The following is a 24951-nucleotide window of genomic DNA, read 5'->3' as shown; positions in this document are numbered from 1 at the left end:
GTCAGGCCTGCATCCTCATGATCTCCTGGAAGGCCTCGACGGCCTTGTTCCGGATGGCGAGCGTGAGCTGGAGTCCGAGGGACGCCTCGTTGGCGGCCATGGTGTACTGCGCCGGGTCCTGCAGGGTCCCGTCGGCGACCTGGACGGCCAGGTTGTCCGCCTTGGCCTGCGAGCCCTGCACGCTCTCCAGACCCTTGGAGAGCATGCTCACGAAGTCGTTGTTCGGGCCCGCGGCCGACTCGACACCGAGGTTCGGGGTGAGTTTGTCGACACCCTGGAGGGCGTCGATGCCGCCCACCGCCGAGAGACCGCTGATGGCGCTGATCGGAGAACTCATCTAGGTCGTCCTCACTTTCCGAGATTGATCGCGGCGGTGTAGGAGTCCTTGGCGCGGTCCACGACCGCGAGGTTCGCCTGGTAGGCGCGCTGGGCCATCATCATCTGGGCCATCTGGCCACCGAGGTCGATGTCCGGCCGGCGGATGTAGCCCTGGGCGTCGGCCAGCGGGTTCTCCGGGTCGTACGCGAGGACGCCGTTGGCGCTGCCGAAGGCGACCCCGCCGACCTGGGCCCCGTTGCCGTCCGCCGCTTCCTGGGCGACGACGTAGCGGGCCTGGAAGGCCTTCTCGGAAGTGCGGCTGACGTTGTCGATGTTGGCGATGTTGTCCGACACCGCGTCCAGCCACTTGCGGTAGACGGTGACGCCGGAGCCGGCGACGCCGATCGCGTTGAACGTGCTCATCTATCAGGCCCCCTTGATCGCGTCGCGCAGCATGCCGTACTTGCTGTCCAGGGCTCGCATGGTGAGCTGGTAGCGCATCGTGGTGTCGATGTGCGACAGCGTCTCCTCGTCGAGGTTGACGTTGCTGCCGTTGAGCCGCGTGGGCTCCAGCGAGTTCAGCGTCTCCGGGGAGACGCCGGCGGGCGACTCGCCCCGGGCGATCGCGCCGTGCAGCGCCTGCTCGAATTCCACCTTACGGGCCCGGTAGCCGGGGGTTTCGATGTTCGCGATGTTGTTGGCGATGGCGCTCTGCCGGGCGGCGAGACCCGCGGCGGCGACGCGAAGAGAGGATGACGAAATATCGTCGAACACAGCAGCTCCTTGGATGGTGGGTCCAGGGCGCCGATCCTTGGCTTATTTCCTCTGAGCAATCCGTGCTCGTACCATGCAGTTCGGCCTGACCCGCGATCCGCTGAGCGTGTAATGGTTGCCGCCTGGTTGCACGCAAAAGTCCCGGAGCCCCCTTGGAAAAGGGGACCCCGGGACGGTGTCACATGGCGCAGTCGACGTACACGGGCCGTTTCACCGATTCGCCGGTCTCGAGCCGCGAGGTCATCGCCATCTGCTGCCGGTTGCTGGTGAGGCGCCGGGCGATCTCCTCGGCCACCCGCAGCTGGCGGGTGAGGATCTCGTCGGCCCTCGGCTTGAGCTCCAGCGGCAGCGCGCCGAGCTCGGTCGGCGGGCGCCACAGGTCGGCCGGCGGCGTCCCGGCGTGCCGGTGCTCGTCGGCCAGCATCGTCTCGATGCGGGACACGTCGAGCTCGAGCTCGTCGAGAGCGGCGGTCCAGGCGCCGCGCCAGTCCTCGGTCATGGCCTCAGCCGGCGACCGCCGCGGCGGCCGCCTCTCGCCAGGCGTCGCGCAGCGGCTCCACCAGGGCACGGCAGGCGGCCACCCGGTCGGCGTCCCGGGCGATGTTCGCGCCGATCAGCTCGGTGAGCATCCAGCCGTAGAGGTTGGCCAGGGCGGGCGCGCCCGACCAGGCGTCGACGTCGAGGCTGGTGCGCAGTTCCAGGACGATCTCCTGGGCGTGGGTGAGCTGCTCGTGCGCCAGCTCGCGCTCGCCGGCGCGCAGCGCCTCCTCGCCCTTCATGAGGTCGAGGACGAGCCGGTCGTACAGCATGAGCAGGAGCTTGCCGGGCGAGGCGGTGTTGATCGAGTCCTGAAGGTAGCGGTCGCGCAGGTGCGGGGCGGTCATCGGTCTCCTCGGGCAGAAGGGGCGTAGGGGTCAGGCGGTTCAGCCGAGGCCGGCGAGCTGACCGGAGAGCCAGTTGGACTGGTCCTTCAGCTTGCCGAGCGCGACCTCGAGGTCGGAGTACTGCTTCTGCAGCGCTTCCCTCTTGCCGGCGAGACGGATGTCCCAGTTGCTGATCTGGTCGTTGAGGCCGGTGATCTCGTTGTTGCGGTTCAGCATGATCGACTTGAGGTTGGTGTTCATCGAGTCGCCCAGCGCCTCGACGGTGTCGCCGAAGCGCATGCCGGCCTTCTGGGCGCGGGCGGGGTCGGACGCGTACGTGTCCAGGAACGTGTCCCGGTTGAACTTCAGCTGCCCGGTCGAGCCGTCGAGCTCGATGCCCAGGTCCTTGAGCGTGTGGATCTCCGCGGTCGTGTCGACGGGCGGCGTGGCCTTCTTCTCCGCGCTCCAGTCGACGCCGCGGCTGATCACGCTGAGGATCTTCTGCGACATCTCGCGGACCGCGAAGTCGCCGGTGAGCGGCGAGCCCTTCTTGGTGGAGGCGTCGTACGCGGTCTGCGTGCCGATCTCGGACAGCGCGGCGTTGGCGGCATCCACCATCGCCTGGAACTTGTCGGCGATCGCGCTGGTGTCGCTGGCGACGTCGACCGTGACGTTGTTCTCCTCCTTCGACACGGTCAGGGTCACCCCGGCCATCAGCCCGGTGAACGTGTTGGTGCTGCTCTTGACGGTGTACGTGGTGCCACCGCCGCCGGTGACGTCGATCGCCGCGTCCTTCGCCCACGTGGTCGCCGGCGCGACGCCGCCCAGGCCGGCGGTCTCGAGTCCGGTGATCGCGAAGCCGTTGGCCGTGCCCGAGGCGGAGCTGGAGATCTGGAGGACGCCCTCGTTGTCGCCGGTCTTCATCACGTACGCGGACATCCCGATGTTGGCCGCGTTGATGGCCTTGGCGATGCCGGTCGCCGACTGGTCCGCGGAGATGTCGATCGTCGTGGGCGTGCCCGTCCCGACGAGCACGCCGTTGCTGTCGTACGTGCCCTTGGTGACGGTGATCGTGGGCGAGCTGGTGATCGGAACCCCGTCGTCGACCTTGCCGTCCGGGTCCTTGGCGTACAGCGTGGTGTTCACCGGCAGGGTGGTGGCCTGCTTGGTCGCCAGCGAGGTCACGTTGAAGGTGAGGCTGCCGGTGGTGGCGTTGATGTTGTTCGACGTGCTCGCGCTGACGGTGGACGAGCTCGAGGTCGCCTTGATCGATCGCCAGGTGCTGAGCTGGCTGAGGGTGTCGCCGGCGCTCTTGAACGCGGCGGTCTTGGAGTTGACCGACTGATACGAGGTCACGGCGGTCTGGGCCGTGGTCACCTTGGTCTTGAGCCGGGTCTGCGGCGCGGCCTCGACCGTCATGAGCTGGCTGATCAGGGACGAAGTGCTGAGGCCGCTGACGAGTCCGTCAACAGAGCTGGTCACAGTGGCCTGCCTTTCGGTGCGGAAAAGGAGCGGGGGTAGCCGGCGCCGTCTGCCAGCTACCCCCACCTATTCGGCCGTGAGCGTTACGTATTCAGTTCGGAAGGGTGGTAACTCGGTTAGCGGAGCAGCGAGAGCACGTTCTGCGCGGACTGGTTCGCCTGCGACAGCATCGACGTGCCGGCCTGGGTCAGGATCTGCGCCCGGGTGTACGACACCATCTCCTGCGCCATGTCGGTGTCACGGATACGCGACTCCGACGCGGACAGGTTCTCCACCGCGACGTTGAGGTTGTTGATGGTGTGGTCGAAGCGGTTCTGGTAGGCGCCGAGCGAGGCACGCGAGTCGGAGACCGACTGCAGCGCCTTGTCGATGACCGTGATCGCGCCGTCCGGGTCGTTGGACAGGTCGAGCGCCGCGGTGCCGAGGTTCGCGGAGTCCACGGCCCCGATCTGGATGTTGATCTTCTGGTTGGCGTTCGCGCCGACCTGGAACGCGCCCTTGTTGCCGCCGGTCGTCACCAGCGACGAGGTGGTGGCGGTGGACGACGTGTCGATCTTCAGGTCGGTGCCGAGGACGTTGGTGGTGTCGCCGACCTCGAAGTCACCGGCGCCGCTCATCGAGAACGTCGTGATGTTGTTGGCGTCGACCTTCGCCGACATGGTGACCTCGTTGCCCTGGTAGCCGGCGGCCTTCAGGGCGTCCTGGAGGCCGGCGTTGACCGCCTTGGCGATGTCCTGCGGGGACGCGTCGGAGGCCACCTTGGCGACGTTGACCGTGATCTCGCTGCCCGCCTGCGTGAGGTCGACGCCGTTGGGCGACGTGGTGGAACCGCCGACCTGCTTCAGCGTGAAGCTCCAGGCGGCCTGGGTGTTGGCCGGAGCCGTCGCGACGGCGCCGTTGACGGCGTCGATGTCGTTCGCGCCCGCGGTGCCCGGGGTCGTCGGAGCGGCGTGGGCGGTCTTCACCGTGGCGCCGAAGGTGCCGTCGAGCAGCTTCTGCTTGCCGAACGCGGTGGTGCTGCCGATGCGGTCCAGCTCGGCGTTGAGCTGCGTCATCTCCTTGTTGGCAGCGGCGGCCGCGTCGGAGTCGGTGGCGCCGGAGTTCGACGCCTGCACCGCCAGGTCACGCATGCGCTGCAGGATGGAGGTGACCTCGTTGAGCGAACCCTCGGCGGTCTGCGCGACGCTGACGCCGTCCTGGGTGTTGCGCACGGCGACCTTGAGACCGCCGATCTGCGCGCGGAGACCCTCGGAGATCGAGAGGCCGGCCGCGTCGTCGGCCGCCCGGTTGATGCGGAAACCGCTGGACAGCTTCTCCAGGGACTTCGACATCTGGCTGTCGGTGACCGACAGGTTCCGGTAGGCGTTCTGAGCGGCGATGTTCTGGTTGATGCGGAGACCCATTAGTTTGTCCTCCTTGAATAGGGTCTGACCGGCCCATCCGTGAGCCGTGGCGTTACGCCGGGTCCGATCGGCGTGCCGCCGACAGTCATGAGCAGTCTCCGAGATTTATTCGCCCTTTTCCGGCGAACCGGAAGAAAGCCCGGGAAGGCCCGATCGGGCGAAATCCCTCAGCGGAGCGGCGGACGTGCCGACCTGTCCGAATGAGCGGGCATGTCGAGGGGGCACGCCCTACCAGAAGCGAGACGGAGGACCAGGGTGAGCCTGACCGACCTGGCCAGCGTCCTGTGGCGATCACGTGAGCTGCTGGAGATGCTGCTTTTCAAGCTCGAGGAGGAGCAGCTGCTCCTCGCTTCCAATCGCTCACGCTGGCTCAGCCACGCCACCCGCGAGGTCGAGGTGGTGCTCGACCAGATCCGGCAGACCGAGGTCATCCGGGCCGCGTACTCGCAGGACGTCGCCGTCGAGCTCGGCCTCGACCCCGAGGCCTCGCTCGGCCAGCTCGCCGACGCCGCGCCCCCGCCCTGGTCGGACCTTCTTCACCAGCACCGCAAGGCGTTCCTCATGCTCACCTCGGAGATCGGCGCGCTCGCCGACGTCAACCGCGACCTGCTCACGGCCGGCCAGCGCGCAGCACGCGAAACCATGCTCGCGTTCGCCGAAACTGTGGAAACGTACGGACCGCAGGGCCAGACCGTTTCCGGCGGCGTCCGCCGCTCCAGCCTGGTTGATGAGGCGATCTGATGGCTAGCAGCTTCGGCAGTATCAACACGGCGCTCACCTCGCTCTACGCGCAGCGCCGCGGCCTGGATGTCACCGGGCAGAACATCGCGAACGCCAACACCGAGGGGTACACCCGGCAGCGGGTGCGGATGCAGGCGCAGACCGGCAGCCTCAACCCCGGCGTCTACTCCACGACCGAGCAGGTCGGCACCGGTGTCACGGTCGCCGGCGTCGAGCGCGGCCGGAACACGTACCTCGAGGAGCGCGGGCGCACCGAGCACGCGAACTCGGCGTACCTGTCCAGTCAGAAGGCCACGTACGACGGGATCGAGAGCGTGCTGGCCGAGCCGAGCGACACCGCGCTGCAGGCCCGCCTGCACGACATGTGGGACGGCTGGAACGACGTCGCCAACAACTGGCAGGACCCGTCCACCCGGACCGCGCTGATCGAGCGCAGCAAGACCGTGGCGATCACGCTCAACGACACGCACGCGGCGCTGTCCAACCAGTTCAAGTCGCAGAACGGCGAGATGGGCGCGTACGTCGATCAGGTCAACTCCATGGCCTCGTCGATCGCCGACATGAACCACGAGATCGTCATCGCGCAGCAGGCCGGCCTGCCCGCCAACGAGCTCCAGGACCAGCGCGACCGCAACATCATGCAGCTCTCCGAGCTGGTCGGCGCGAGCGCGCAGGCCACGCCGAACGGCGCCGTCAACGTGTTCGTCGGCAGCACCGCCCTGGTCGAGGGCTTCGATGCCCGCTCCCTCAAGCTCACCGGTCCCACCACCCTCGACGGCATCGACGCCAGCAACCAGGTGGCGCTGCAGTGGACCGACACCAAGGAGAACGCCACCCCCGGCGGCACCATGGGCGCCATGCTCGACACGATGAACACCATCATCCCGGGCATCCTCACCGACCTGGACGCGGTCGCCAAGAGCATCCACGACACCGTGAACGGGGCCCAGACGGGCGGGTTCACGATGGACGGAACCCCGGGCACGGACTTCTTCACCGGCACCACGGCGGCCACGATCGGCGTGGCGATCGGCGGGCCGGAAGAGGTCGCGTTCTCCAAGGGCGACCCCAACGACCCGACCGCGCCGGCCCTCGACCACAACGTCGCCGACGCGCTCGCCGACGTCGGGAACTCCGCGACCGGTCCGGACGCCACCTACCAGGCCATGATCGGCCGGCTCGGCGTCTCGGCGCAGGCGGCGGGGCGCCGCAGCGAGATCCAGGATTCCGTACGGGATCAGGTCGACGTTTCCCGCGAGGCCGAGTCGGGGGTCAACCTCGACGAGGAAATGACCAATCTGCTCACCTATCAGCGCGGTTATGAGGCGGCTTCGCGCGTGCTCACCACGATCGACTCCATGCTCGATCAGCTGATCAACCGAACGGGCCTGGTGGGCCGCTAATCGGGGAGTGAACCATGACAATTCCCAGCAGGGTCACCGACACCAGCATGGCCAACAAGGCGCTCGGCGACCTGCAACGGTCCCTCGCGCGCGGACAGAAGCTGCAGTCGCAGATCTCCGGCGGCAAGGTGCTGACCCGGCCGTCGGACTCGCCGACCGGCACGGTGACGTCGCTCCAGCTGCGTGGCGAGGTGCGGGCCACCCAGCAGTACGGGCGCAACGCCGACGACGGCCTCGGCTGGCTCGGCACCATTCAGGACACTCTCGGCGACGCGTCCACTTCGATCATTCGGGTACGCGATCTGACCGTGCAGGCCCTGAGCTCGTCCAACAGCGACGAGTCGCGGGAGGCGCTGGCCGTCGAGATCGACAACGTCCGGGAGACGCTGCTCGGCCAGGCCAACGCCAAGTACATGAACCGTCCGGTCTTCGGCGGCACCACCCCGGGCGGCGTCGCGTACGAGGCGGATCAGACGACCGGCGAGTACAAGTACGTCGGCAACGAGAATCCGACGACGCGCACGGTCGGCCCGAATGCCAAGGTGCGCATCGAGACATCCGGCCCGGAGGCGTTCGGCACGCCCGGTACGGACACCGAGTTGTTTACGGTGCTCGACACCATTTCGAAGAGCATCCGGAACAACGATCAGGACACCCTGAACAAGAGCCTGGAAAATCTCGATACCGCCCACGATTTCCTAAAATCCGCGCTTTCGGATGTAGGCGCCCGATATAATCGGGTTGAACAGATGAAGCAGTCCGCGGACGACCATTTGTTATCCGTGTCGTCGCAGCTGTCCGACATCGAGGATGTCGACCTGCCCAAGGCGATCATGGAGCTGCAGATCCAGCAGACCTCGTATCAGGCCGCCCTGGCCGCCACGGCCAAGGTGATCCAGCCCTCGCTCATCGATTTCCTGAGGTGACCATGAGTACTCGCACCGCGTCCCGTCCGATTGAGGCCACCGTGATCGACCCCTCGCTGGGTCTGCCGACCATCACCATGGCCGTTCCCATGCCCGGGTTCCCGGCACACCGGGATTTCGTCCTGGTGCGGCTCAACGACGACGGACTGCTCTACGCCTTCACGTCCATCCAGGACCCGGAGCTGCGCTTCCTCGTGGCCCCGCCGGAGCCGTTCTTCCCGGACTACGCCCCGGAGATCGAGAACGAGGTTTTCGCGGCCCTGAACACCAAGGACCCCGACCGCCTGCTCCTGATGACCGTCATCACGGCCGGCGTGGACGAGACCACGGCCAACCTGCTCGCTCCGATCGTGCTCGACCGGGACAGCATGCGGGCCATGCAGGTCGTGCTCAGCGGCTCCGGGTACCCGGTCCGCGCGATCATGCACCGGGCCTACTGACGTCCTGTCGCCGGCGCGGCCACCGTAATTGTGACCGCGCCCCTCGCGATGCTGTCCGTCCACGGATGGAGGGGGGCACCGGACGATGCTTGTGCTGACCCGGCGGGCGGGGGAGAGCGTGATGATCGGGAACGACGTGATCATCACGGTTCTCGAAGCGCGCGGGGACGTCATCCGCCTGGGAATTCAGGCCCCGCGCGACGTGCAGGTCCATCGCGAGGAAGTGTTCCGGGAATTGCAGGCGGCCAACCGCGAGGCGGCCTCGCCCACCGAAGATGCGGTCCGGGCGGTAACCGAGATGCTGCAGACGCCGGAGGAGTGAAGAGCTCCTCCGGCGTGTAGCGGGGAGATTCATGTCGCGGCTCGCGGAATTGGGCATTGCCAAACGGCTGACCTTGATCGTGGTGACCGGCGCTGTCGCGCTCGCGGCGCTCGCGATCATCACCGTGGCCAGCCAGAAGCAGCTGAGCAAGCAGAGCGCCACGGTGGCGGGCCTCGAGGCCGGCCTCGCCGCGCTCAACCACCTGGACACCCGGCAGAGCGAGCTCAAGGTCGACGCGTACCGCTCGGCTCTGGGCCAGGACGTCACGCAGGACGTCGCCGACGACGTGCAGTCCTCGACCGAGGCCGCGGACGCCGTGGATGCCGCCGGCCTGCCGTCCGCGATGGCGTCGAAGTTCGCCGGCTACCGGTCCGACTTCACCTCGTTCAGCGAGTTCATCACCAGCTTCGCCACCGACGCCAAGAACAACGTGTCGTCCGTGCGACCGCGGCTCGGCGAGATCTCCGACCGCAACCACGTGACCGACGACGAGCTGGGCGGCCTGGTCGACGAGGTGACCGCTGCCGTCGCGACCGAGCGCGCCGACATGCGCGGCACGGTCAAGTCCACCCGCTGGACGGTCATCGCCGTGGCCGCCGCGGGCCTCGCGCTGCTCGTCGGCCTGGCCGTCCCGATGGCCCGCTCGATCCTGGTCCCGGTGCGCCGGCTCGGCACGGTGATCGACCGGGTGTCCGCCGGCGACCTCACCGCCCGCAGCGGCATCACCGCGCGCGACGAGCTCGGCACGATGGCCGCCGGCCTGGACCGCGCGCTCGACTCGATCCACACCTCGCTGCAGACGATCGGCAAGGACGCCGACGAGCTCGCCAGCGCCGCGGGCCAGCTGTCCGCGGTCGCCGCGCAGATCGCCCAGGCGGCCGGCGACACCGACCGGCAGACGTCGGCGGCCTCCACCGAGGCCGAGGAGATCTCTCGCAACGTGCAGTCGGTCGCGGCGGGCTCCGAGCAGATGGGCCTGTCGATCCGCGAGATCTCCCGCAACACCAGCGAGGCCGCGCAGATCGCCGGCGTGGCGGTGGCCGAGGCGGCCCGGGCCACCGAGACGATCCGCCAGCTCGGCGCCTCGTCCGAGGAGATCGGCAACGTGATCAAGCTGATCACCGCGATCGCCGAGCAGACCAACCTGCTCGCGCTCAACGCCACCATCGAGGCCGCCCGGGCCGGCGAGGCGGGCAAGGGCTTCGCCGTGGTCGCCTCCGAGGTCAAGGATCTGGCGCAGGAGACGGCGAAGGCGACCGAGGACATCGGCACCCGGGTCACCGCGATCCAGCAGGACACCGGCGGCGCGGTCGAGGTGATCTCCCGCATCTCCGACGTCATCGCGCAGATCAACGACTTCCAGACCACCATCGCGTCGGCGGTCGAGCAGCAGACCGCGACCACCGGGGAGATGAGCCGCAGCATCGCCGAGGTGGCCAGCGGCTCGTCCCGGATCGCCGGCAACATCTCGGACGTGGCGGCCGCCAGCGCCACCGCCGTGCAGGGCGTCGAGCAGACCCGCCAGGCGTCGAGCGAGGTCGCGCGGACCGCCGATGAGCTGCGCGGACTTGTCGGGGCGTTCCGTTTGTAGATAACCGGACTGCACCGCCCGCAGACCGAGCTTGTCAACCCCTGGACCCCACTCTGTGTCAGGACGGGAAGAGCCCGTCGACTCGGAGCCGGGGAGCCACAGGTGGACGCAGAGCGGGAATCGGTGATCGATGCCCTGGACCTGACGATGGACGCGCATGTGCACACCGGCTTCGCGGCCGGTCGGGACAGCGTCGGCGTCGTGGTCTCGGCCGCCGACCAGGCCGGCCTCACCGCGCTCACCTTCGCCGACCAGGTCGGCCCGGACACCACGTGGCTCTCCGCGTACGCCGACGCCGTGCGCCGCGCCCGCCAGCGCACCGAGATGACGCTGCGGGTCGCCGCCGAGGTCGAGGTCGTCCAGCCGGACGGCTGGCTGGCCTGGCCGGCCGACCTGAGCCACCTCGAGGCGGTCTCGGTCGCGGTCTCCCGCCTTCCCCTGCCCGGCGGCCTGTACGGCCCGCGCGAGGTGCGCGCCATGCTGGCCGCCGGCGAGCTCAGCCCCGAGCGGGTCGCCGAGGGGCTGATCGGCGCCACGGTGCAGGGGATCGAGCGCGCCTCCCGGTACGCGCCCACCCAGCTCGCCCGCCCGTTGAGCCTGCTCGCCCAGGTCGGCCTGGACGACGCCGTGATCACCCCGGATCTGGTGTCCGCGCTCGCTGCCGCCTGCCGCGAGACCGGCACGGTCGTGGAGATCAGCGAGGCGTGGCGCAGCCCGTCCGCCCGGCTCGTCGCGTCGCTTCGCGCGGCGGGGGTGACGCTCGTGCCCGCGAGTGACGCCCGGTACGCGGCCGAGGTCGGCCACTGGCAGTACCTGCGCCGCGTGTGACCGAAAACGAACACGATCAGTAGCCGTCTCCGTACGCTCGATCATGCCAGGATCATCCGAGGCATGGGAGAGATGCGATGAGTATGGTTCAGCAGGCCATCGAGGTGAGTGCACCGCTGCACACGGTGTACGAGCAGCTCGCCGCGTTCGAGAACTACCCGCGGTTCATGAGCGGGGTCCGCGAGGTCACCGCGATCGGCGCCGACCAGACGCACTGGATCATGGACGTCGACGGCAAGCGACGCGAGTTCGACGCGCAGATCACCGAGCGCTCCCTCGACGAGCGGGTCTCCTGGTCGACCACGGAGGGGCCGCTGCTCGCGGAAACGCTGACGCTGCGCCCGCTGGGCGAGACGAAGACGCAGGTCGTGGCCCAGCTCGAGGCGGACATCGCCTTTCTCATGCCGAGCGACCGGCATGGCCAGGCCTCGCTGACCAGGCGGCTCAAGGAGGACCTGACCACCTTCAAGGGCCTGGTGGAGAGCGGCGTGCTGGGCGGGCGCCCCAAGCCGGTGGGCTCCCGGCCCTCGCCGAAGCGCCCGACCGCCGGCGCGAGCACGAAGCGGCTGTCGACCATGAACAACGCCGCCGCCAGCCCGGCCGCGGTGGCGGCCCGGATCCGCAACCGCAACCCGCATCCGGGCGCCGGCTGGGGCACGAGCGCGGCCGAGCAGAGCAACGCGAGCCGGGCCAATTTGCCCCGTCATGACCTCGCGACCAACGCCGGCACGAACGTCGACATCACCTCCGCGCCGGGCATCCGGAGCGAGCACGATCTGGACGACGTGCTGGCGCCGGGCCGCCGGATCGCCAAGTCCGGCCCGATCAGCGGCGGCGCGGCCGGCAGTGCCCCGATGGGCGGCCGCACCACCCACAAGGACAGCTGGGGCGACGGCATGATCAACGAAGAGGACCGAGGTTCCGGCGGCGCCTAGATAGGCGCTGCCTCCAAGGTGACTATGAGGCGTGCTCCTCGCGGCTCGGCCCGCTCGTAGCGGACCGAGCCGCCGTTCGCCTCGACCAGGTGCCGCACGATGAACAGCCCGAGCCCCGCCCCCCGCATGAACCGGCCGAACAGGCTCGGCACCAGCTCTTCCGGAACTCCCGGGCCGCTGTCCTGCACGACGAGGTCGACCAGCTCGCCCCGGCGGCGGGCGGCGATCCGCACCGGCGGGTCGCCGTAGGCGAGGGCGTTGGTGACCAGGTTCTGCGTGACCACGCGTACGTGTCCCGAGTCGGCCAGCACGGCGACGTCCTCGTCGATGGCGATCTCGACGTCGTGGCCGGCCGCGGCCTGCGAGGCGACCTCGAGCAGCGGCACCGGCGCGCGCCGGGCGGTCACCGACCCGGTGTCCAGGCGGAACAGCAGCTGCAGGTCGTTCATCATCTTGATCAGCCGTTGGGTGTTCTTGTCGATCTTCGTGGCCAGCTCGAGCCGGATGTCGTCGGGCAGGTCGGCCCAGTCGGCCCGCAGCAGCTCGGCGAGGCTCGCGATCGAGCTGATCGGCTGCGCGACGTCGTGGGTGAGCATCGAGGTCAGGTCGTTCTTGAAGGCCAGCGCCGCCTCGAGCCGGGAGTTGGCCTCGCGCAGCTCGGCGTTCTGCGCCCCGAGCGACTCCTCGGCCTGCTTGCGGGCGCCGATGTCGACGTAGGTCGCCACGTACGCGCGCGGCGCGCCCTCCTCGTCCGGAATGGCCGCGACGGTGGCCAGCACCGGGACGGCCGTCCCGTCGACACGGGGCATCAGCCAGTCGCCGCCCCCGGCCGGCGGCAGCTCGGGGTCGAGGCGGATCGGCTCGTCCGGCCCGTGCCCGGTCAGCTCCCGCCAGCGCCGGTTGACGTCGATCAGCCGGTGGTTGGCGTCGAGCACCATCACGGCCTCGTTCATCGACTGCAGCAGGGTGGCCGCGAACTCCTGCCGGTCGTGCAGCTCGCCGACCAGCCGGCGCTGCCGCCGGTCGGCGCTGTCGAGCGTGCGCACCAGATAGCCGACCAGCCCGAGCAGGGCGAGCGCGGCGAGCACCGCCCCGGTGCTGATCGCGGCGGCCGGGCGGCCGATCCCGCTGCGCGCGGCGAGCGCGCTGACCAGCGCCGCGATGGCCGGCACCGCGATCAGGACCGGCAGCATCCGGCGCACGGTGGTGCCCGGGCCGGCGACCGTGTCGGCGGTGCGCAGCGGGCCGGTCTCGGGGCGGGCCAGCACGGTGCCGAGGGCGAGGGCGAGCAGCCCGCCGGCCGCCGCCGGGGCCATCACGCCGCCGGGACCGCGGCCGGACGGAAAGGTCGGATCGAACATCCGGGGCACGAGCGCGACCAGCGCGATGATCGCGGCCCCGGCGACCAGCGGGTCGGCGACGCGAAAGCGGGACCGCGCGACCCGGACGTCGAGGCAGGCCAGGCCGAGCCCGGCGAGGAGGGTGGCCGCCGCCGCGGCCGGGTGGTCGCCGAGCGAGGCCGCGCCGGTGGCGGCGGCGAGCAGGGCGAGCAGAAGCGCGAGCACGCGGACGGCCCGGTGGGTGCGGGGCAGCGCCTGCAGCAGCAGCGCCAGCCCGGCCGGAACGAGCGCGGCCGCCGGGTCGGAGAGAACTCCACCCGGCGGCCTCGGTGTTGCGAAAAGTCCGATCACGGCGACCGCGACGCCGGCGCACCCGGCGGTCAGCCGGGAGAGCCTGCCCACGTCACGCGCCGCTATTTGCACACAATTCCCCTCATATAAGAGGAATCGAGCATATCGCGGCGTATGGGGTCAAGCGGTTACTTGCCCGCCCACTCGAAGCCCTCCTCGAGCACGACGCGCTCGGCGACCCGGAGGATGTCGTCGCGGTGCCGGTTGGCGTGGTGGCCGCAGAAGGACAGCTCGCCGCCGCTGGTCAGGCTCACGACCAGCTTCGCGGCCGCGCTGCAACGGTCACAGCGGTCGGTCAGCTCGTCGGACGTGGTGATCTCGGGCGACAGCAGGCTGGTCATATCGCTCTCCTTGCTCGGTGGCGGTGTGCAGCGGTACAGCGGGTAGATCGGCCCTCCGATGCACAGCCTTAGCTCTTTACCTCCGGTGTTCCGGCCCGTCCGCGCTGGGCGGAAAACGCTGCACCGCAGCTGCCACCGGGAGGATCCCGGTCCGGCACGGCGCCTTCTCCACCATTTCCCTCAGCCGACTCCGGCATGCCTGTCTCCCCGGTGAGGTGAGGCACCCAAACCCGAGAGGACCCATCAGTTTGCGTATCGACACCGGCCGTCTCGCCACCCGCGTCGCGCTGATCACCGGCGCCGCCGCTGCCACGCTCTGCGGAGCAGCCGGCGCCGCCTTTGCCGCTCCGCCCGTGGCGCCCACCGGCGTCATCATCGACGCCGGCTCCGCCGACGCCATCGCGAACAGCTACATCGTGGTGCTCGAGCCGGGTGACTCCGGCGTCGGCGCCGTCTCGCGCCAGCTCATTCAACGGTACGGCGGCCAGATCGCCGACACCTATACAACCGCCGTACGCGGCTTCCACGCGACCATGACCGCGACCCGGGCCGCCCGGCTCGCCGCCGACCCGGCCGTCCGCTATGTCGAGCAGGACGCCATGGTCGCCACCGCCGCCGGACCCACTCCCGCCTGGGGCCTGGACCGCATCGACCAGCGCACCCTGCCGCTGTCGAAGTCGTACACCGCGCCCTCGGCCGCCGGCGTCACCGCGTACGTGATCGACACCGGCGTCCGGACCACCCACAAGGAGTTCGGCGGCCGGGCCGTGAGCGGCTGGGACTTCGTCGACAAGGACGCCAAGGCCGACGACTGCAAGGGACACGGCACCCACGTGGCCGGCACGATCGGCGGCGCCACCTACGGCGTTGCGAAGGACATCAAGCTGGTCTCGGTACGCGTGCTCGACTGCAACGGCAGCGGGTCGTACTCGAACATCATCGCCGGCATCGACTGGGTCACCGCGCACGCGGTGAAGCCGGCCGTGGCCAACATGAGCCTCGGCGGCACGGTCAGCAAGGCGCTCGACGACGCGGTCGACCGCTCGATCGCCAAGGGCGTGACCTACGTCGTCGCGGCCGGCAACGACCACCAGGACGCGTGCAAGCAGTCCCCGGCCCACGACCCGAACGCGATCACAGTGGGCGCGACCGACCAGAACGACACCCGCGCCACCTTCTCGAACTACGGGTCGTGTCTCGACATCTTCGCGCCCGGCGTCCGGATCGAGTCCGCGGCGAGCGACTCCAACACCGGCACCAAGCTGATGAGCGGCACCTCGATGGCGAGCCCGCACGTGGCCGGCGCGGCCGCGCTGGTGCTCGCCGCCCACCCGGACTGGACGCCGGCCCAGGTGCGCAACGACCTGGTCGGCCGCGCGGGATCCGGCCTGGTGCGCAACCCGGGCACCGGCTCGCCGAACAAGCTCCTGTTCACCGGCCCGCTCACCGGCGCGGCGCAGGCGAAGGGCCGCTGACGGCGGGATGTCGCAAAGGCCGGTTGGTGCAACCTGGCGCCGTTAGCGTGAGGGAACTCGACGCGTACCGGAGGAGGACCCATGTCGCAGGCGCCCGACACGGATGACCGACCGACCGTCCTCGTCGTCGACGACGAGGAGGACCTGCGCGACATCATGCGGCGGATGCTCGAACGCCGTGGTTTCTCGACCCTGGTCGCCGGCGATCCGCAGCAGGCCATCGCGGTCTGCCGGGACCACCCGGGCGAGATCGACATCCTGGTCACGGACCTGGGCCTGCCCGGGGTGTCCGGTGGCGAGCTGTCCCGTTCCGCCACCGAGCTGCGGCCCGCCATGCGGGTCGTCTACATCTCCGGCCTGCCCAAGGAGATGGCCGTCGCCGACGGCCTGATCGAGCCGGACGCTCTCCTGGTCAAGAAGCCGTTCAGCACCGAGCTGCTCATCGAGGCGCTGCGCTCGGTGCTGACGGAGAACGCCACACCCTAGATATAGAGGTACGGGAAGCGCCGCCGTCGACCTGACGGCGGCGCTTTTCTGTGCCGCGACCGTCCACATCGGCCGCACCCCATCTGCACCCCCGCATACAACTGGCCGGCACCCGCACCGGCCGACCGTGGAGTTCGAACGAGGGATTCGACTATTCACGGGGGTAACGACGTGGGGGCCAGAAAGACAGCGATCGGCGCGGCGGCGATCGGAGCGGCGGTGTGCGCCGGCTTCGGTATCTCGGGAACGGCGGACGCGGCGACCACGCCGGCGATCCGCACTGTCTTCGCCGGCGATGACGCGTACGTCTCCAGCGCGCGCACGAACACTAATTACGGCGCCGCCGAGAAGCTCGTCGCGGGCACCGTCGACGGCGAGACCAAGACGTCGTTCGTGCGGTTCGCGACCGGTTCGTTCCCGGCCGGGGCGACCATCACCAACGCCCGTTTGATCCTCCCGTACGACGGTCAGCCGGAGGCGGCCCGGATCAGCGCGTACCCGGTGACCGGCGCCTGGTCGGAGGACACGATCACCGGCGGCAACCTGCCGGCGATCGGCGCGACGGCGGCCGGCTCGGCCGTGCCGCGGACCACCGACTCCTCCGTGACCATCGACCTCACCGGCGCGGTCACCAAGGCGGGGACGTACGCGTTCGCGCTGCGCTCGGCGTCGGCCACCGCGATGACCCGGTTCCTGTCGGCCGAGTCCGGCGACCAGAGGACGGCCGGCCCGCGCCTGGTGATCAACTACGCCCCGGCCACCGAGGCGACCCCGACCACCCCGCCGGCGACCACCGAGCCGGCTGAGGTCCCCACGGCGGCGCCCGACTCCTGCGCCACCGGTGACCTGCTCGTGCCGAGCTGCGGCGTCCTGTGGGGCGCGGCGGCCGGCGGCTTCACCGACACCCCGCGCGACACCGCGCTCAAGAACTGGGAGGCCCTCACCGGCCGCACCTCGGCGATCTACCACACCTACCACAAGGGTGACGAGAAGTTCCCGACCAAGGCCGAGATCGCGATGACCCGCGACCCCGCGCACCCGCGGGTCCTGCTGCTCAACTGGAAGGTCGCCTACGGCACCACCTGGGCCAAGGTCGCGGCCGGCGACAAGGACGCGCGGATCGACGCGTGGGCCGCGTACGTCAAGGCCAACTACGGCGCCCAGAAGTTCTTCCTGGCCCTGCACCACGAGCCGGAGAACGACGTCAAGACCGCCGCCGGCTCGGGCATGACCGCCAAGGATTACGCGGCCATGTACCGGCACGTCATCGAGCGGCTCCGCGCCGACGGTGTGACCAATGTGGTCAACGTGCTCGCGCTCATGGGCAACGAGAAGTGGATGGCGCAGTCGTGGTGGAAGGACCTCTACCCCGGTGACGACGTCGTCGACTGGATCGGCCTCGACTCGTACGTAAGCGTCGAGAAGGGCTATTACCACTTCGGCGACTTCGGCAGCCTGCTCGACCGCAAGCCCACCGGCGGCGGCCTCGGCTTCTACGACTGGTCGGCCACCAACCACCCGAGCAAGCCGATCATGGTGGCCGAGTGGGGCATGTACCACCGCGTCGCGTACCCGACGAGCAAGGCCGCGGCGTTCGCCACCGTGGTGCCCGAGCTGGCGAAGCACCCGAAGGTCAAGGCGGTCGTCTACTTCGACACCGCCAAGGACGACGAGGGCGACCGCAACATCGCGGTGGACTCGACGGCCGACAGCCTCGCCGCGTTCAAGAAGGTCGCGGCGTCGCCGATCTTCGACGTCGAGATCGACAACTAGAGAGCTTTACTCACCCCCCTGGGGTCGGGCCGGTCCGCTGCGGAGGACCGGCCCGACCTTGTTCCAGGGCACGGTCAGCTCGCCGCGACCCCACCGGGCCGGCCCGTCGAGCACCGGCCACTCCGAGCGCATCCGCCGGCAGGTGGCCAGCCAGCGTTGCCGCGGACCGAACGGCGTCGCCGACGAATCCCAGGCCCGGCCGAGCGCGTGCAGCAGCTCGTGGATCGGCTCGCCCGCGACGTTGTGGTGGATCAGGGCCTTGGGCAGCCGCTCGGCGAACGTCGCCGGATGGTCCAGATCGGACAGCCGGGCCGAGAACGTCAGCGTCGACGGCTCGCCGTCCTCGACCACCGCCCAGGTCGCTATCCGGCCCAGCTCGTCGCAGGTGCCCTCGACCAGCAGCGCCCCGGTCGCCGTCATCTGCCGCCAGGCCGCCGCCACCTCGTCTTCGGCATACTGCCGCAGCACGTTGAACGCGCGCACGACGACCGGGCGCAGACCCGCCAGCTCGAACCCGCCCCGGCGGAAGTCGAGACGGGGTGGGTCGGCGAACAAAAGCGCCGCTTTGACACGTACGGGATCAATCTCCAGACCCACGACCGCGACGTCCTCGCGCACGGCCGTCGCCAGACGGCCGCGCAACTCCACGGCCGTGACCGGCGTCGCGCCGTAACCCAGGTCGATCACCAGCGGATCGGGAGCCGCGCGGAGCAGGTCGCCGCAGCGGTACGCGATGTAGTTGTCGACGCGGCGCAACCGGTTGGGATTCGTCGTCCCCCGGGTGATCGCGCCGAGCGGTTTGTTCACTTCTCGCGGGCGACCTTGTGCTGCGCCGCCTGCGCGATCGGGCGCACGACGAGCCGGTCGATGTTGACGTGGTGCGCGCGAGTGGCCATGAACGTGATGCAGTCGGCGATGTCCTCGGCCGTCAGCGGCTCGCGGACGCCCTGGTAGACCGCGTCGGCCTTGGCCTGGTCGCCACCCATGCGCTTGAGCGCGAACTCGTCGGTGCGCACCATCCCAGGATCAATTTCCATCACGCGTACGGGTTTGCCGGCGAGCTCCAGCCGCAGCGTCCCCATCAGGGCGTTCTCCGCGTGCTTGGCCGCCGTGTACCCGCCGCCGCCCTCATAGACCACGAAGCCCGCGGTCGAGCCGACCGTCACGATCGTCCCGCGGCCGCTCGCCTCGAGAGCCGGCAGCAGCGCCTTGGTGACCCGCAGCGTGCCGAGCACGTTCACCTCGTACATCCACTGCCAGTCGTCGACCGACGCGGTGGCCACCTCGTCAGCCCCGCGCGCGCCGCCGGCGTTGTTGACCAGCAGGGTGAGCGTGCCGTCGAGCCCGTCCACCGCCTGCTTCAGCCGGGCCACCGAGGCGTCGTCGGTGATGTCGCACTCGACCGCGGTCGCCGTGCCGATCTCCTTGACCAGCGCCTCGAGCCGCTCGGCGCGCCGGGCCGCGACGACCACGTGGAAGCCCTCCCCGGCCAGGCGGCGGGCCGTCGCCGCGCCGATTCCGCTGGATGCGCCCGTCACCACTGCGATGTTCACCATGCACCCATCCTTCCCGATGACTTGAGTCACCCCCGGCCGCCTGCATGGTGGTTCGGAGTACTTGCATGGGGAAGATTGACATGGACGTAACAAGTGAACGTTACGTTTGACCGCTTCGGGAGGAAATATCGTGGTTGACTGGCCGACCCCGCGGCGCATCGCCACCCTTTCGGTGCATACATCCCCCCTGGAACAGCCCGGTACCGGCGACGCCGGCGGCATGAATGTCTACATCGTCGAGGTGTCGAAGCGGCTGGCCCGCCTCGGCGTCGAGGTGGAGATCTTCACCCGGGCCACCCGCAGTGAGCTGCCCCCGGTCGTCGAGATGGCGCCCGGCGTGAGCGTCCGGCACGTCACCGCCGGCCCGTTCGAAGGGCTCGCCAAGGAGGATCTGCCCTCACAGCTGTGCGCGTTCGCCAACGGCGTGCTGCGTGCCGAGGCAGCGCACCCGCCGGGCCGATACGACCTGATCCACTCCCACTACTGGCTCTCCGGCCAGGTGGGCTGGCTGGCCCGGGAGCGCTGGGGCGTGCCGCACGTGCACACCGCGCACACCCTCGCCAAGGTCAAGAACAGGCTGATCGCGGCCGGCGACCGGCCCGAGCCCAAGGCCCGGGTGATCGGCGAGGACCAGGTGATCGCGGAGTCCGATCGGCTCGTCGCCAACACCCGCTTCGAGGCGCAGGACCTGGTGGCCTACTACGACGCCCCGCCGGCGCACACCGTGGTGGTGCAACCCGGTGTGGATCTCGATCGCTTTCGGCCCGGACCGTCTGATCGAGCGCGCCTGGGTCTCCCGCCGAGCGGGCGAATTGTCGCTTTCGTGGGGCGGATCCAGCCCCTGAAAGCGCCCGATGTCCTGATCTCGGCTCTGCCCTTTTTGGACAATCCCGACACGACCCTGGTGATCTGCGGCGGCCCGAGCGGAAGCGGGCTCGACCGGCCCAGCTCGCTGATCGAGCTGGCGGCCTCGCTCGGGGTCACCGACCGGGTGCTGTTCCTGCCCCCGCAGACCGGGGACGACCTCGCCGCGCTCTACCGATGTGCCGACGTGGTGGCGGTGCCGTCGTACAACGAGTCGTTCGGGCTGGTCGCGCTGGAGGCGCAGGCCTGCGGCACGCCGGTGGTGGCGGCCGCGGTGGGCGGGCTGGTCACGGCGGTGCGCGACGGGGTGAGCGGCCTGCTGGTCGACGGGCACGACCCGCGCGACTGGGCGCATGCGCTCGACTCGCTGCTCGCCGCCCCGCGGCTGCGCGCCTCGCTGTCCGCGGGTGCGGTCGCGCACGCTTCCGGATTCTCGTGGGACCGTACGGCCGAGGGGCTGCTCCGGGTCTACCGTGAGGCCGTGGTGCAGCACCGCGCGATGATCGCGGCGCGTCTGGAGGCGTACGCGTGGTAAATGCTCTTATCGAGACGGCCCTCACCGAGCGCGAGCTGGAATGGGAGAAGACCGGCGAGTCCTCCTATGTCGTGACTCTTCCGGGCACGCACAAGCTCAAGACCGCCTGCAATCTGATCGTCGGCGAGCATGCGTTGCGCATCGAGGCCTTCGTGATGCGGCACCCCGACGAGAATCACGAAGAGCTGTGGGCGTGGCTTCTACGCAGAAATGCCCGGATGTACGGCGTTTCGTTCTCGATCGACGCGTCCGGCGATGTCTATCTGACCGGCCGCGTGTCGCTGAAGGCGCTGGACGAGGACGAGCTGGATCGCCTGCTGGGTGCGGTTCTCACCTACGCCGACGAGTCCTTCGACACGATGCTCGAGATCGGTTTCGGTTCCTCGATCCGCCGCGAATGGGAGTGGCGCGTGAAGCGCGGCGAGTCGCTCGCGAATCTTCAGGCCTTCAAGCACCTGGCTCCGCCGACATAGGTTCGCCTGCATAATCATGCGAGACCGAGGGCCGGACGTCGGACGGGTCGATCCGCCGATCGGCCATTTGTCGTTGACTGTGACGGTCCAGACAGATGGCAGACAGCCAACTGGCTTGTAAGCCTTGACCGCCCCAACTAGCGTAATCAATGGACGCCGAACCGTTAGTTCGGGGAACTGGTTGATCAGCAATGATCACCGCGGTCGGCGTTTGGGGACGGGTGGCATATGCCGTTGGGGGACGGCGCGACCCGAGACCGGCGGTTAGTGCGGGCGACGCCTATGGGGATGGGCGTCGTCCGCCGCCGCCGGTGCATTGTTTTCAGAGCTTTTCGGCCGGCAGCGTTGTCGCCGCGGTCTCCTCGCGAACAGCCTCCACGTGGCGCTCCCGGCTCGGGCCCGCCACGAGATGCAGCGCCGCCGCCATCAGGCCCACGCCGGCCACAACCGCCCAGTGCGCGCTTCCCAGATACTGCAAGCCTGCGCCGCCCAGCGCCGGGGCCAGGAACGACGCCGCCGGGAAGGTCAGGTAGAACACCGCCTGGTAGCGGCCGCGCAGCGCGGGCGGGGCCAGCTCGGAGTTGATCTCGGCGTTCGGGGGAGCGGCGAGCATGGTGCCCACGGTCCAGACCACGGCCGCGGCCAGGTAGGCCGGCAGCCGGTCGGCGAAGACCAGCACGCCGAAGCCGAGGGCCATCGCGGCCTGGGCGAAGGCCAGCACCCGATCCTTGCGGTGGCGGTCGATCAGCCTCGGCACGAAGAGCTGCCCGATCACGATCAGCGCCCCGCTCAACGCCACCACCGAGCCGTACGCGGTCGCGCGCAGGCCGTCCTCGCGCATGGCGAGCGGCACGATCGTGCTGCCCTGCGTGTAGACCAGCGCCTGCAGCAGGGTCAGCCCGGCGAAGACCAGGAAGATGCGGTCGGCCAGGACGGTGCGTAGCCCTCCGCGGTGTTCCTTCCGCACGGGAGCGGTCCTCGGCAGCGTCTCCGGCACCTTGAGGGCGATCACCACCGCCGCGATCAGCGACGATGCGCCGTCCAGCAGGAAGAGGGCGACGTAGCTCCACTCGGCGAACAGGCCCGCCAGCAGCGACGCCCCGGCCGTGCCCAGGTTGAAGGCCCAGAACTCCAGGTTGAAGGCGCGGGACCGCCGCTCCGCCGGAACCATGTCGATGATCGCCGCGACGAACGCCGGCGCGGGCGCCGAGAGGAACACCCCGAGCAGCGCGCACAGCGCCGCGATCAGCCACAGGTCGGTGCAGAACGCCAGCCCGGTGAGGACCGCGGCGCAGGCCAGGTGGGAGGAGACCAGCGTGCGCCGGCGGCCCCACCGGTCGGTGAGGACGCCGCCGGCCAGGGTGCCGATCACCCCGCCGATCCCGTACGTGCCGACGACCAGCCCGGTCAGCGCCGGGCTCGCGCCCCGCTGGGACGACAGGTAGAGCGAGAGGAACAGGACCGCGAAGCCGCCGACCCGGTTGATGAGCAGGCCGGCCCAGAGGTACCAGTACGTCGTGGGCAGACCGCCGGCGGTGTCGCGCAGCCAGCTCCGCACCCTGCCCCCCCATCAGGAAAGACTCCTTACAGTCTCAGCTTATCGTCGTCGACGACCGGCTCGGCCACCACAGGGGGCAGGCCCGGGCCGGCCAGCAGCTGCTCGATCCGCCGCTCGCGGCGCGGCCCGGTGATCAGGTGACCGACCGCCACCAGCACGCACAGCCCGAAACATCCGATCCACAGGGCCGCGTCGCCGAGGTGCTCCTGGGTGAAGCCGCCGACCACCGGCGCCAGCGCCGTGCCGGCCGACCAGTTCAGCGAGTTGAGCCCCTGGTAACGCCCGCGCAGGGTGGCCGGGGACAACGCCGCGACGGTGGCCGCGTTGGACGGGGACTGCAGCATCTCGCCGAGCGTCCAGATCACCACGGTCAGCGCGAAGAACCACGCCGCGTCGGCGAAGGCGACCAGCCCGAAGCCGACCCCGATGATCAGCGCCGCCAGGGCGAGCACCCGGGACCGGTCGTAGCCCTCGATCAGCCGCGGCACGAACAGCTGCCCGAGCACGATCAGCACGCCGTTGACGGCGATCACCCAGCCGTACGTCGCCGCGGACAGCCCGTCGGCCGCCATCGCGATCGGCAGCGTCGACAGGTGCTGCATCATCACGATCACGCCGCCCAGGCTGATGATCAGATACACGACGTACGTGCGGTCGCGCAGCGCCATCACCAGGCCGCCGCTGGGCTGCTTGCGGGCGCCGTGGGTGGTCGCGGGCTTCGTCTCCTTCAGGAAGGCCAGGCTGATCAGCGCGGTGACCAGCGTGCTGCCGGCGTCGACGACGAACAGCAGCAGGTAGTCGGCCTTGGCAGCCAGGCCGGCGCCGACCGCGGAGAGGGCGAAGCCGAGGTTGATCGCCCAGTAGTTCAGCGAGAAGGCGCGCACCCGATCGCGGTCGGGCACGACGTCGACCATCATGGCCGAGAACGCGGGGCGGACGGCCTCGGTCACGACCCCGAGCGCGAACGTCACGGTGAGGATCTGCCAGTAGTCGTACGCGAAACCCAGCGTGAGCATCAACGCCGCCGCACCGAACTGGGCGGTCAGCATGGTGGGCCGCCGGCCCCAGCGATCGGCCAGCACCCCGCCGACGGTCGTGCCGATGGCCCCGCCGACGCCGTAGAGGCCGATCACGAGGCCGGCCTGGCTCTGGCTGAAGTGCCGGTCCGAGGTGAGGTAGATCGCCAGGAAGATCACCACGAACGACCCGAGGCGGTTGATCAGCGTGCCGACCCACAGGAACCAGAACTGCCGGGGCAATCCACCCGCCGCCTGCCCTAACCAACCCCGCACGCCATCTCCCCGTAAGCCCTGATCATCCGTTCCCCGCTTACAACCTAGGGGCCGCGGCAAGCCGTTTTCCATGTGGTGGTCGCCACGTAGGGTCCGCGTCCGGTGCGAAAAGGGCTGGGGCAGGATGGAGCCCATGACAGGGACTTTGGTGCTGCTGCGACACGGCAACAGCGAGTGGAACGCCAAGAACCTCTTCACCGGCTGGGTCGACGTGGACCTGGACGCCAAGGGCGAGGACGAGGCCCGCCGCGGCGGCGAGCAGCTGAAGGAATACGGCGTGCTGCCCGACGTCGTGCACACCAGCGTGCTGCGCCGCGCGATCCGGACCAGCGAGATCGCCCTGCACATCGCCGACCGGCACTGGATTCCGGTGAAGCGCTCGTGGCGGCTCAACGAGCGCCACTACGGCGCCCTGCAGGGCAAGGACAAGAAACAGACCCTCGACGCGTACGGCGAGGAGCAGTTCATGCTCTGGCGGCGGTCCTACGACGTGCCCCCGCCGCCGATCGAGGACGGCTCGGAGTTCTCCCAGGCCGGCGACACGCGGTACGCGATGCTCCCGCCCGAGCTGCTGCCGAAGGCGGAATGCCTCAAGGACGTGCTCGAGCGCGCGCTGCCGTACTGGTACGACGCGATCGTGCCGGACCTCGCGGCCGGCAAGACCGTGCTCGTCGCCGCGCATGGCAACTCGCTGCGCGCGATCGTGAAGCACCTCGACGGCGTCTCCGACGAGGCGATCGCGAAGCTGAACATCCCGACCGGCTTCCCGCTGCGTTACGACCTCGACGAGAGCTTCCGCCCGACCAACCCGGGCGGCACCTACCTCGACCCCGAGGCCGCGAAGGACGCCGCCGCCGCGGTCGCCAACCAGGGCCGATAGG

27 protein-coding genes are annotated in these 24951 nt (G+C 69.8%); 14 read left to right on the top strand and 13 right to left on the bottom strand.

Features of this window, described 5'->3' with window-relative positions; all coding sequences use genetic code 11:
- Window position 1: 1 nt before the first annotated feature.
- From fliE to ACQPZX_RS46775, 7 genes are all read right to left on the bottom strand, one after another.
- A complete protein-coding gene (gene fliE, locus ACQPZX_RS46805) occupies window positions 2-337 on the bottom strand; it encodes a flagellar hook-basal body complex protein FliE (RefSeq protein WP_433371110.1) in 336 nt (111 codons plus the stop codon).
- Between the two features lie 11 nt (window positions 338-348).
- Window positions 349-741 carry a flagellar basal body rod protein FlgC gene (locus tag ACQPZX_RS46800; protein ID WP_433371107.1) on the bottom strand — a complete coding sequence of 131 codons (393 nt, stop codon included), beginning with the start codon at window positions 739-741 and terminating at the stop codon, window positions 349-351.
- Window positions 742-744: 3 nt separating this feature from the next.
- Entirely contained in the window at window positions 745-1092 is a 348-nt protein-coding gene (locus ACQPZX_RS46795; protein WP_433371104.1) for a flagellar basal body rod protein FlgB, read from the bottom strand.
- A 178-nt stretch (window positions 1093-1270) separates the two neighbouring features.
- Window positions 1271-1591, bottom strand: a complete 321-nt coding sequence (locus tag ACQPZX_RS46790) for a hypothetical protein (protein WP_433371102.1) — start codon at window positions 1589-1591, stop codon at window positions 1271-1273.
- A 4-nt stretch (window positions 1592-1595) separates the two neighbouring features.
- Complete coding sequence (gene fliS, locus ACQPZX_RS46785; RefSeq protein WP_433371099.1) at window positions 1596-1976, bottom strand: flagellar export chaperone FliS; 381 nt, start codon at window positions 1974-1976, stop codon at window positions 1596-1598.
- Between the two features lie 39 nt (window positions 1977-2015).
- A complete protein-coding gene (fliD, locus tag ACQPZX_RS46780; RefSeq protein WP_433371096.1) occupies window positions 2016-3437 on the bottom strand; it encodes a flagellar filament capping protein FliD in 1422 nt (473 codons plus the stop codon).
- A gap of 116 nt (window positions 3438-3553) precedes the next feature.
- Window positions 3554-4840 (bottom strand): flagellin, encoded by a 1287-nt coding sequence (locus ACQPZX_RS46775; RefSeq protein ID WP_433371093.1) that lies wholly within the window; start codon window positions 4838-4840, stop codon window positions 3554-3556.
- A 255-nt stretch (window positions 4841-5095) separates the two neighbouring features.
- Between ACQPZX_RS46775 and ACQPZX_RS46770 the strand changes: the two genes are divergently transcribed.
- From ACQPZX_RS46770 to ACQPZX_RS46735, 8 genes are all read left to right on the top strand, one after another.
- Window positions 5096-5581: a flagellar protein FlgN gene (locus ACQPZX_RS46770; RefSeq protein WP_433371090.1), complete on the top strand. Its 486-nt coding sequence runs from the start codon at window positions 5096-5098 to the stop codon at window positions 5579-5581.
- Window positions 5581-6984: a flagellar hook-associated protein FlgK gene (flgK, locus tag ACQPZX_RS46765; protein WP_433371087.1), complete on the top strand. Its 1404-nt coding sequence runs from the start codon at window positions 5581-5583 to the stop codon at window positions 6982-6984. Before ACQPZX_RS46770 ends, flgK begins: the two co-directional genes overlap by 1 nt.
- A 14-nt stretch (window positions 6985-6998) precedes the next feature.
- On the top strand, window positions 6999-7910 hold the full coding sequence (gene flgL, locus ACQPZX_RS46760) for a flagellar hook-associated protein FlgL (protein WP_433371084.1): 912 nt from the start codon (window positions 6999-7001) through the stop codon (window positions 7908-7910).
- A gap of 2 nt (window positions 7911-7912) precedes the next feature.
- Window positions 7913-8350: a flagellar assembly protein FliW gene (gene fliW / locus ACQPZX_RS46755; protein WP_433371082.1), complete on the top strand. Its 438-nt coding sequence runs from the start codon at window positions 7913-7915 to the stop codon at window positions 8348-8350.
- A gap of 85 nt (window positions 8351-8435) precedes the next feature.
- Complete coding sequence (gene csrA / locus ACQPZX_RS46750) at window positions 8436-8672, top strand: carbon storage regulator CsrA (protein ID WP_020513012.1); 237 nt, start codon at window positions 8436-8438, stop codon at window positions 8670-8672.
- 31 nt (window positions 8673-8703) lie between these two features.
- Entirely contained in the window at window positions 8704-10263 is a 1560-nt protein-coding gene (locus ACQPZX_RS46745) for a methyl-accepting chemotaxis protein (protein WP_433371078.1), read from the top strand.
- 102 nt (window positions 10264-10365) lie between these two features.
- Window positions 10366-11091, top strand: a complete 726-nt coding sequence (locus ACQPZX_RS46740; protein WP_433371075.1) for a hydrolase — start codon at window positions 10366-10368, stop codon at window positions 11089-11091.
- 77 nt (window positions 11092-11168) lie between these two features.
- On the top strand, window positions 11169-12026 hold the full coding sequence (locus ACQPZX_RS46735; protein WP_433371073.1) for an SRPBCC family protein: 858 nt from the start codon (window positions 11169-11171) through the stop codon (window positions 12024-12026).
- Here ACQPZX_RS46735 and ACQPZX_RS46730 read toward each other — a convergent pair.
- Window positions 12023-13768, bottom strand: a complete 1746-nt coding sequence (locus ACQPZX_RS46730; protein WP_433371070.1) for a PAS domain-containing sensor histidine kinase — start codon at window positions 13766-13768, stop codon at window positions 12023-12025. The two genes, ACQPZX_RS46735 and ACQPZX_RS46730, sit on opposite strands and share 4 nt — an antisense overlap.
- Before the next feature lie 77 nt (window positions 13769-13845).
- Window positions 13846-14058: a DUF7455 domain-containing protein gene (locus ACQPZX_RS46725; protein WP_433371067.1), complete on the bottom strand. Its 213-nt coding sequence runs from the start codon at window positions 14056-14058 to the stop codon at window positions 13846-13848.
- Window positions 14059-14306: 248 nt separating this feature from the next.
- On the opposite strand from ACQPZX_RS46725, the gene ACQPZX_RS46720 reads away from it, so the two are divergent.
- The 3 genes from ACQPZX_RS46720 (at window position 14307) to ACQPZX_RS46710 (ending at window position 17792) form a co-directional block, all read left to right on the top strand.
- Window positions 14307-15533, top strand: coding sequence for a S8 family peptidase (locus ACQPZX_RS46720; RefSeq protein WP_433371064.1), 1227 nt, complete (start codon window positions 14307-14309; stop codon window positions 15531-15533).
- 81 nt (window positions 15534-15614) lie between these two features.
- Window positions 15615-16019, top strand: a complete 405-nt coding sequence (locus ACQPZX_RS46715; RefSeq protein ID WP_433371062.1) for a response regulator — start codon at window positions 15615-15617, stop codon at window positions 16017-16019.
- Between the two features lie 171 nt (window positions 16020-16190).
- Window positions 16191-17792: a DNRLRE domain-containing protein gene (locus tag ACQPZX_RS46710; protein ID WP_433371059.1), complete on the top strand. Its 1602-nt coding sequence runs from the start codon at window positions 16191-16193 to the stop codon at window positions 17790-17792.
- Between the two features lie 6 nt (window positions 17793-17798).
- On the opposite strand, the gene ACQPZX_RS46705 is transcribed toward ACQPZX_RS46710, so the two are convergent.
- Window positions 17799-18599 carry a class I SAM-dependent methyltransferase gene (locus tag ACQPZX_RS46705; RefSeq protein WP_433371056.1) on the bottom strand — a complete coding sequence of 267 codons (801 nt, stop codon included), beginning with the start codon at window positions 18597-18599 and terminating at the stop codon, window positions 17799-17801.
- Window positions 18596-19348: an SDR family oxidoreductase gene (locus tag ACQPZX_RS46700; RefSeq protein WP_433371054.1), complete on the bottom strand. Its 753-nt coding sequence runs from the start codon at window positions 19346-19348 to the stop codon at window positions 18596-18598. The genes ACQPZX_RS46705 and ACQPZX_RS46700 overlap by 4 nt, the downstream gene beginning before the upstream one ends.
- A gap of 130 nt (window positions 19349-19478) precedes the next feature.
- Here ACQPZX_RS46700 and mshA point away from each other — a divergent pair, with 130 nt between their 5' ends.
- Complete coding sequence (gene mshA, locus ACQPZX_RS46695) at window positions 19479-20747, top strand: D-inositol-3-phosphate glycosyltransferase (RefSeq protein ID WP_433371051.1); 1269 nt, start codon at window positions 19479-19481, stop codon at window positions 20745-20747.
- On the top strand, window positions 20741-21220 hold the full coding sequence (locus tag ACQPZX_RS46690; RefSeq protein WP_433371049.1) for a YbjN domain-containing protein: 480 nt from the start codon (window positions 20741-20743) through the stop codon (window positions 21218-21220). The genes mshA and ACQPZX_RS46690 overlap by 7 nt, the downstream gene beginning before the upstream one ends.
- Before the next feature lie 322 nt (window positions 21221-21542).
- On the opposite strand, the gene ACQPZX_RS46685 is transcribed toward ACQPZX_RS46690, so the two are convergent.
- Window positions 21543-22778 carry an MDR family MFS transporter gene (locus ACQPZX_RS46685; protein ID WP_433371046.1) on the bottom strand — a complete coding sequence of 412 codons (1236 nt, stop codon included), beginning with the start codon at window positions 22776-22778 and terminating at the stop codon, window positions 21543-21545.
- A 26-nt stretch (window positions 22779-22804) separates the two neighbouring features.
- Window positions 22805-24070: an MDR family MFS transporter gene (locus ACQPZX_RS46680; protein ID WP_433371044.1), complete on the bottom strand. Its 1266-nt coding sequence runs from the start codon at window positions 24068-24070 to the stop codon at window positions 22805-22807.
- A 124-nt stretch (window positions 24071-24194) separates the two neighbouring features.
- Between ACQPZX_RS46680 and ACQPZX_RS46675 the strand changes: the two genes are divergently transcribed.
- Window positions 24195-24950 (top strand): phosphoglyceromutase, encoded by a 756-nt coding sequence (locus ACQPZX_RS46675; protein ID WP_433371042.1) that lies wholly within the window; start codon window positions 24195-24197, stop codon window positions 24948-24950.
- Window position 24951 lies beyond the last annotated feature (1 nt).

The organism is Actinoplanes sp. CA-142083 (assembly GCF_050942195.1).
Taxonomy (GTDB): domain Bacteria; phylum Actinomycetota; class Actinomycetes; order Mycobacteriales; family Micromonosporaceae; genus Actinoplanes.
The sequence above is the reverse complement of the archived record's forward strand: the minus strand, read 5'-3'. Positions and strand labels throughout refer to the sequence as shown.

What these genes read in the sequence shown, in the direction of transcription:
- fliE (WP_433371110.1), bottom strand. Translation starts at nt 337, where the DNA reads ATGAGTTCTCCGATCAGCGCCATCAGCGGTCTCTCGGCGGTGGGCGGC.
- ACQPZX_RS46700 (WP_433371054.1), bottom strand. Translation starts at nt 19,348, where the DNA reads ATGGTGAACATCGCAGTGGTGACGGGCGCATCCAGCGGAATCGGCGCG.
- ACQPZX_RS46715 (WP_433371062.1), top strand. Translation starts at nt 15,615, where the DNA reads ATGTCGCAGGCGCCCGACACGGATGACCGACCGACCGTCCTCGTCGTC.
- flgK (WP_433371087.1), top strand. Translation starts at nt 5,581, where the DNA reads ATGGCTAGCAGCTTCGGCAGTATCAACACGGCGCTCACCTCGCTCTAC.
- ACQPZX_RS46735 (WP_433371073.1), top strand. Translation starts at nt 11,169, where the DNA reads ATGAGTATGGTTCAGCAGGCCATCGAGGTGAGTGCACCGCTGCACACG.
- fliS (WP_433371099.1), bottom strand. Translation starts at nt 1,976, where the DNA reads ATGACCGCCCCGCACCTGCGCGACCGCTACCTTCAGGACTCGATCAAC.
- ACQPZX_RS46800 (WP_433371107.1), bottom strand. Translation starts at nt 741, where the DNA reads ATGAGCACGTTCAACGCGATCGGCGTCGCCGGCTCCGGCGTCACCGTC.
- ACQPZX_RS46790 (WP_433371102.1), bottom strand. Translation starts at nt 1,591, where the DNA reads ATGACCGAGGACTGGCGCGGCGCCTGGACCGCCGCTCTCGACGAGCTC.
- ACQPZX_RS46675 (WP_433371042.1), top strand. Translation starts at nt 24,195, where the DNA reads ATGGAGCCCATGACAGGGACTTTGGTGCTGCTGCGACACGGCAACAGC.
- csrA (WP_020513012.1), top strand. Translation starts at nt 8,436, where the DNA reads ATGCTTGTGCTGACCCGGCGGGCGGGGGAGAGCGTGATGATCGGGAAC.
- ACQPZX_RS46745 (WP_433371078.1), top strand. Translation starts at nt 8,704, where the DNA reads ATGTCGCGGCTCGCGGAATTGGGCATTGCCAAACGGCTGACCTTGATC.
- flgL (WP_433371084.1), top strand. Translation starts at nt 6,999, where the DNA reads ATGACAATTCCCAGCAGGGTCACCGACACCAGCATGGCCAACAAGGCG.
- ACQPZX_RS46725 (WP_433371067.1), bottom strand. Translation starts at nt 14,058, where the DNA reads ATGACCAGCCTGCTGTCGCCCGAGATCACCACGTCCGACGAGCTGACC.
- fliW (WP_433371082.1), top strand. Translation starts at nt 7,913, where the DNA reads ATGAGTACTCGCACCGCGTCCCGTCCGATTGAGGCCACCGTGATCGAC.
- ACQPZX_RS46775 (WP_433371093.1), bottom strand. Translation starts at nt 4,840, where the DNA reads ATGGGTCTCCGCATCAACCAGAACATCGCCGCTCAGAACGCCTACCGG.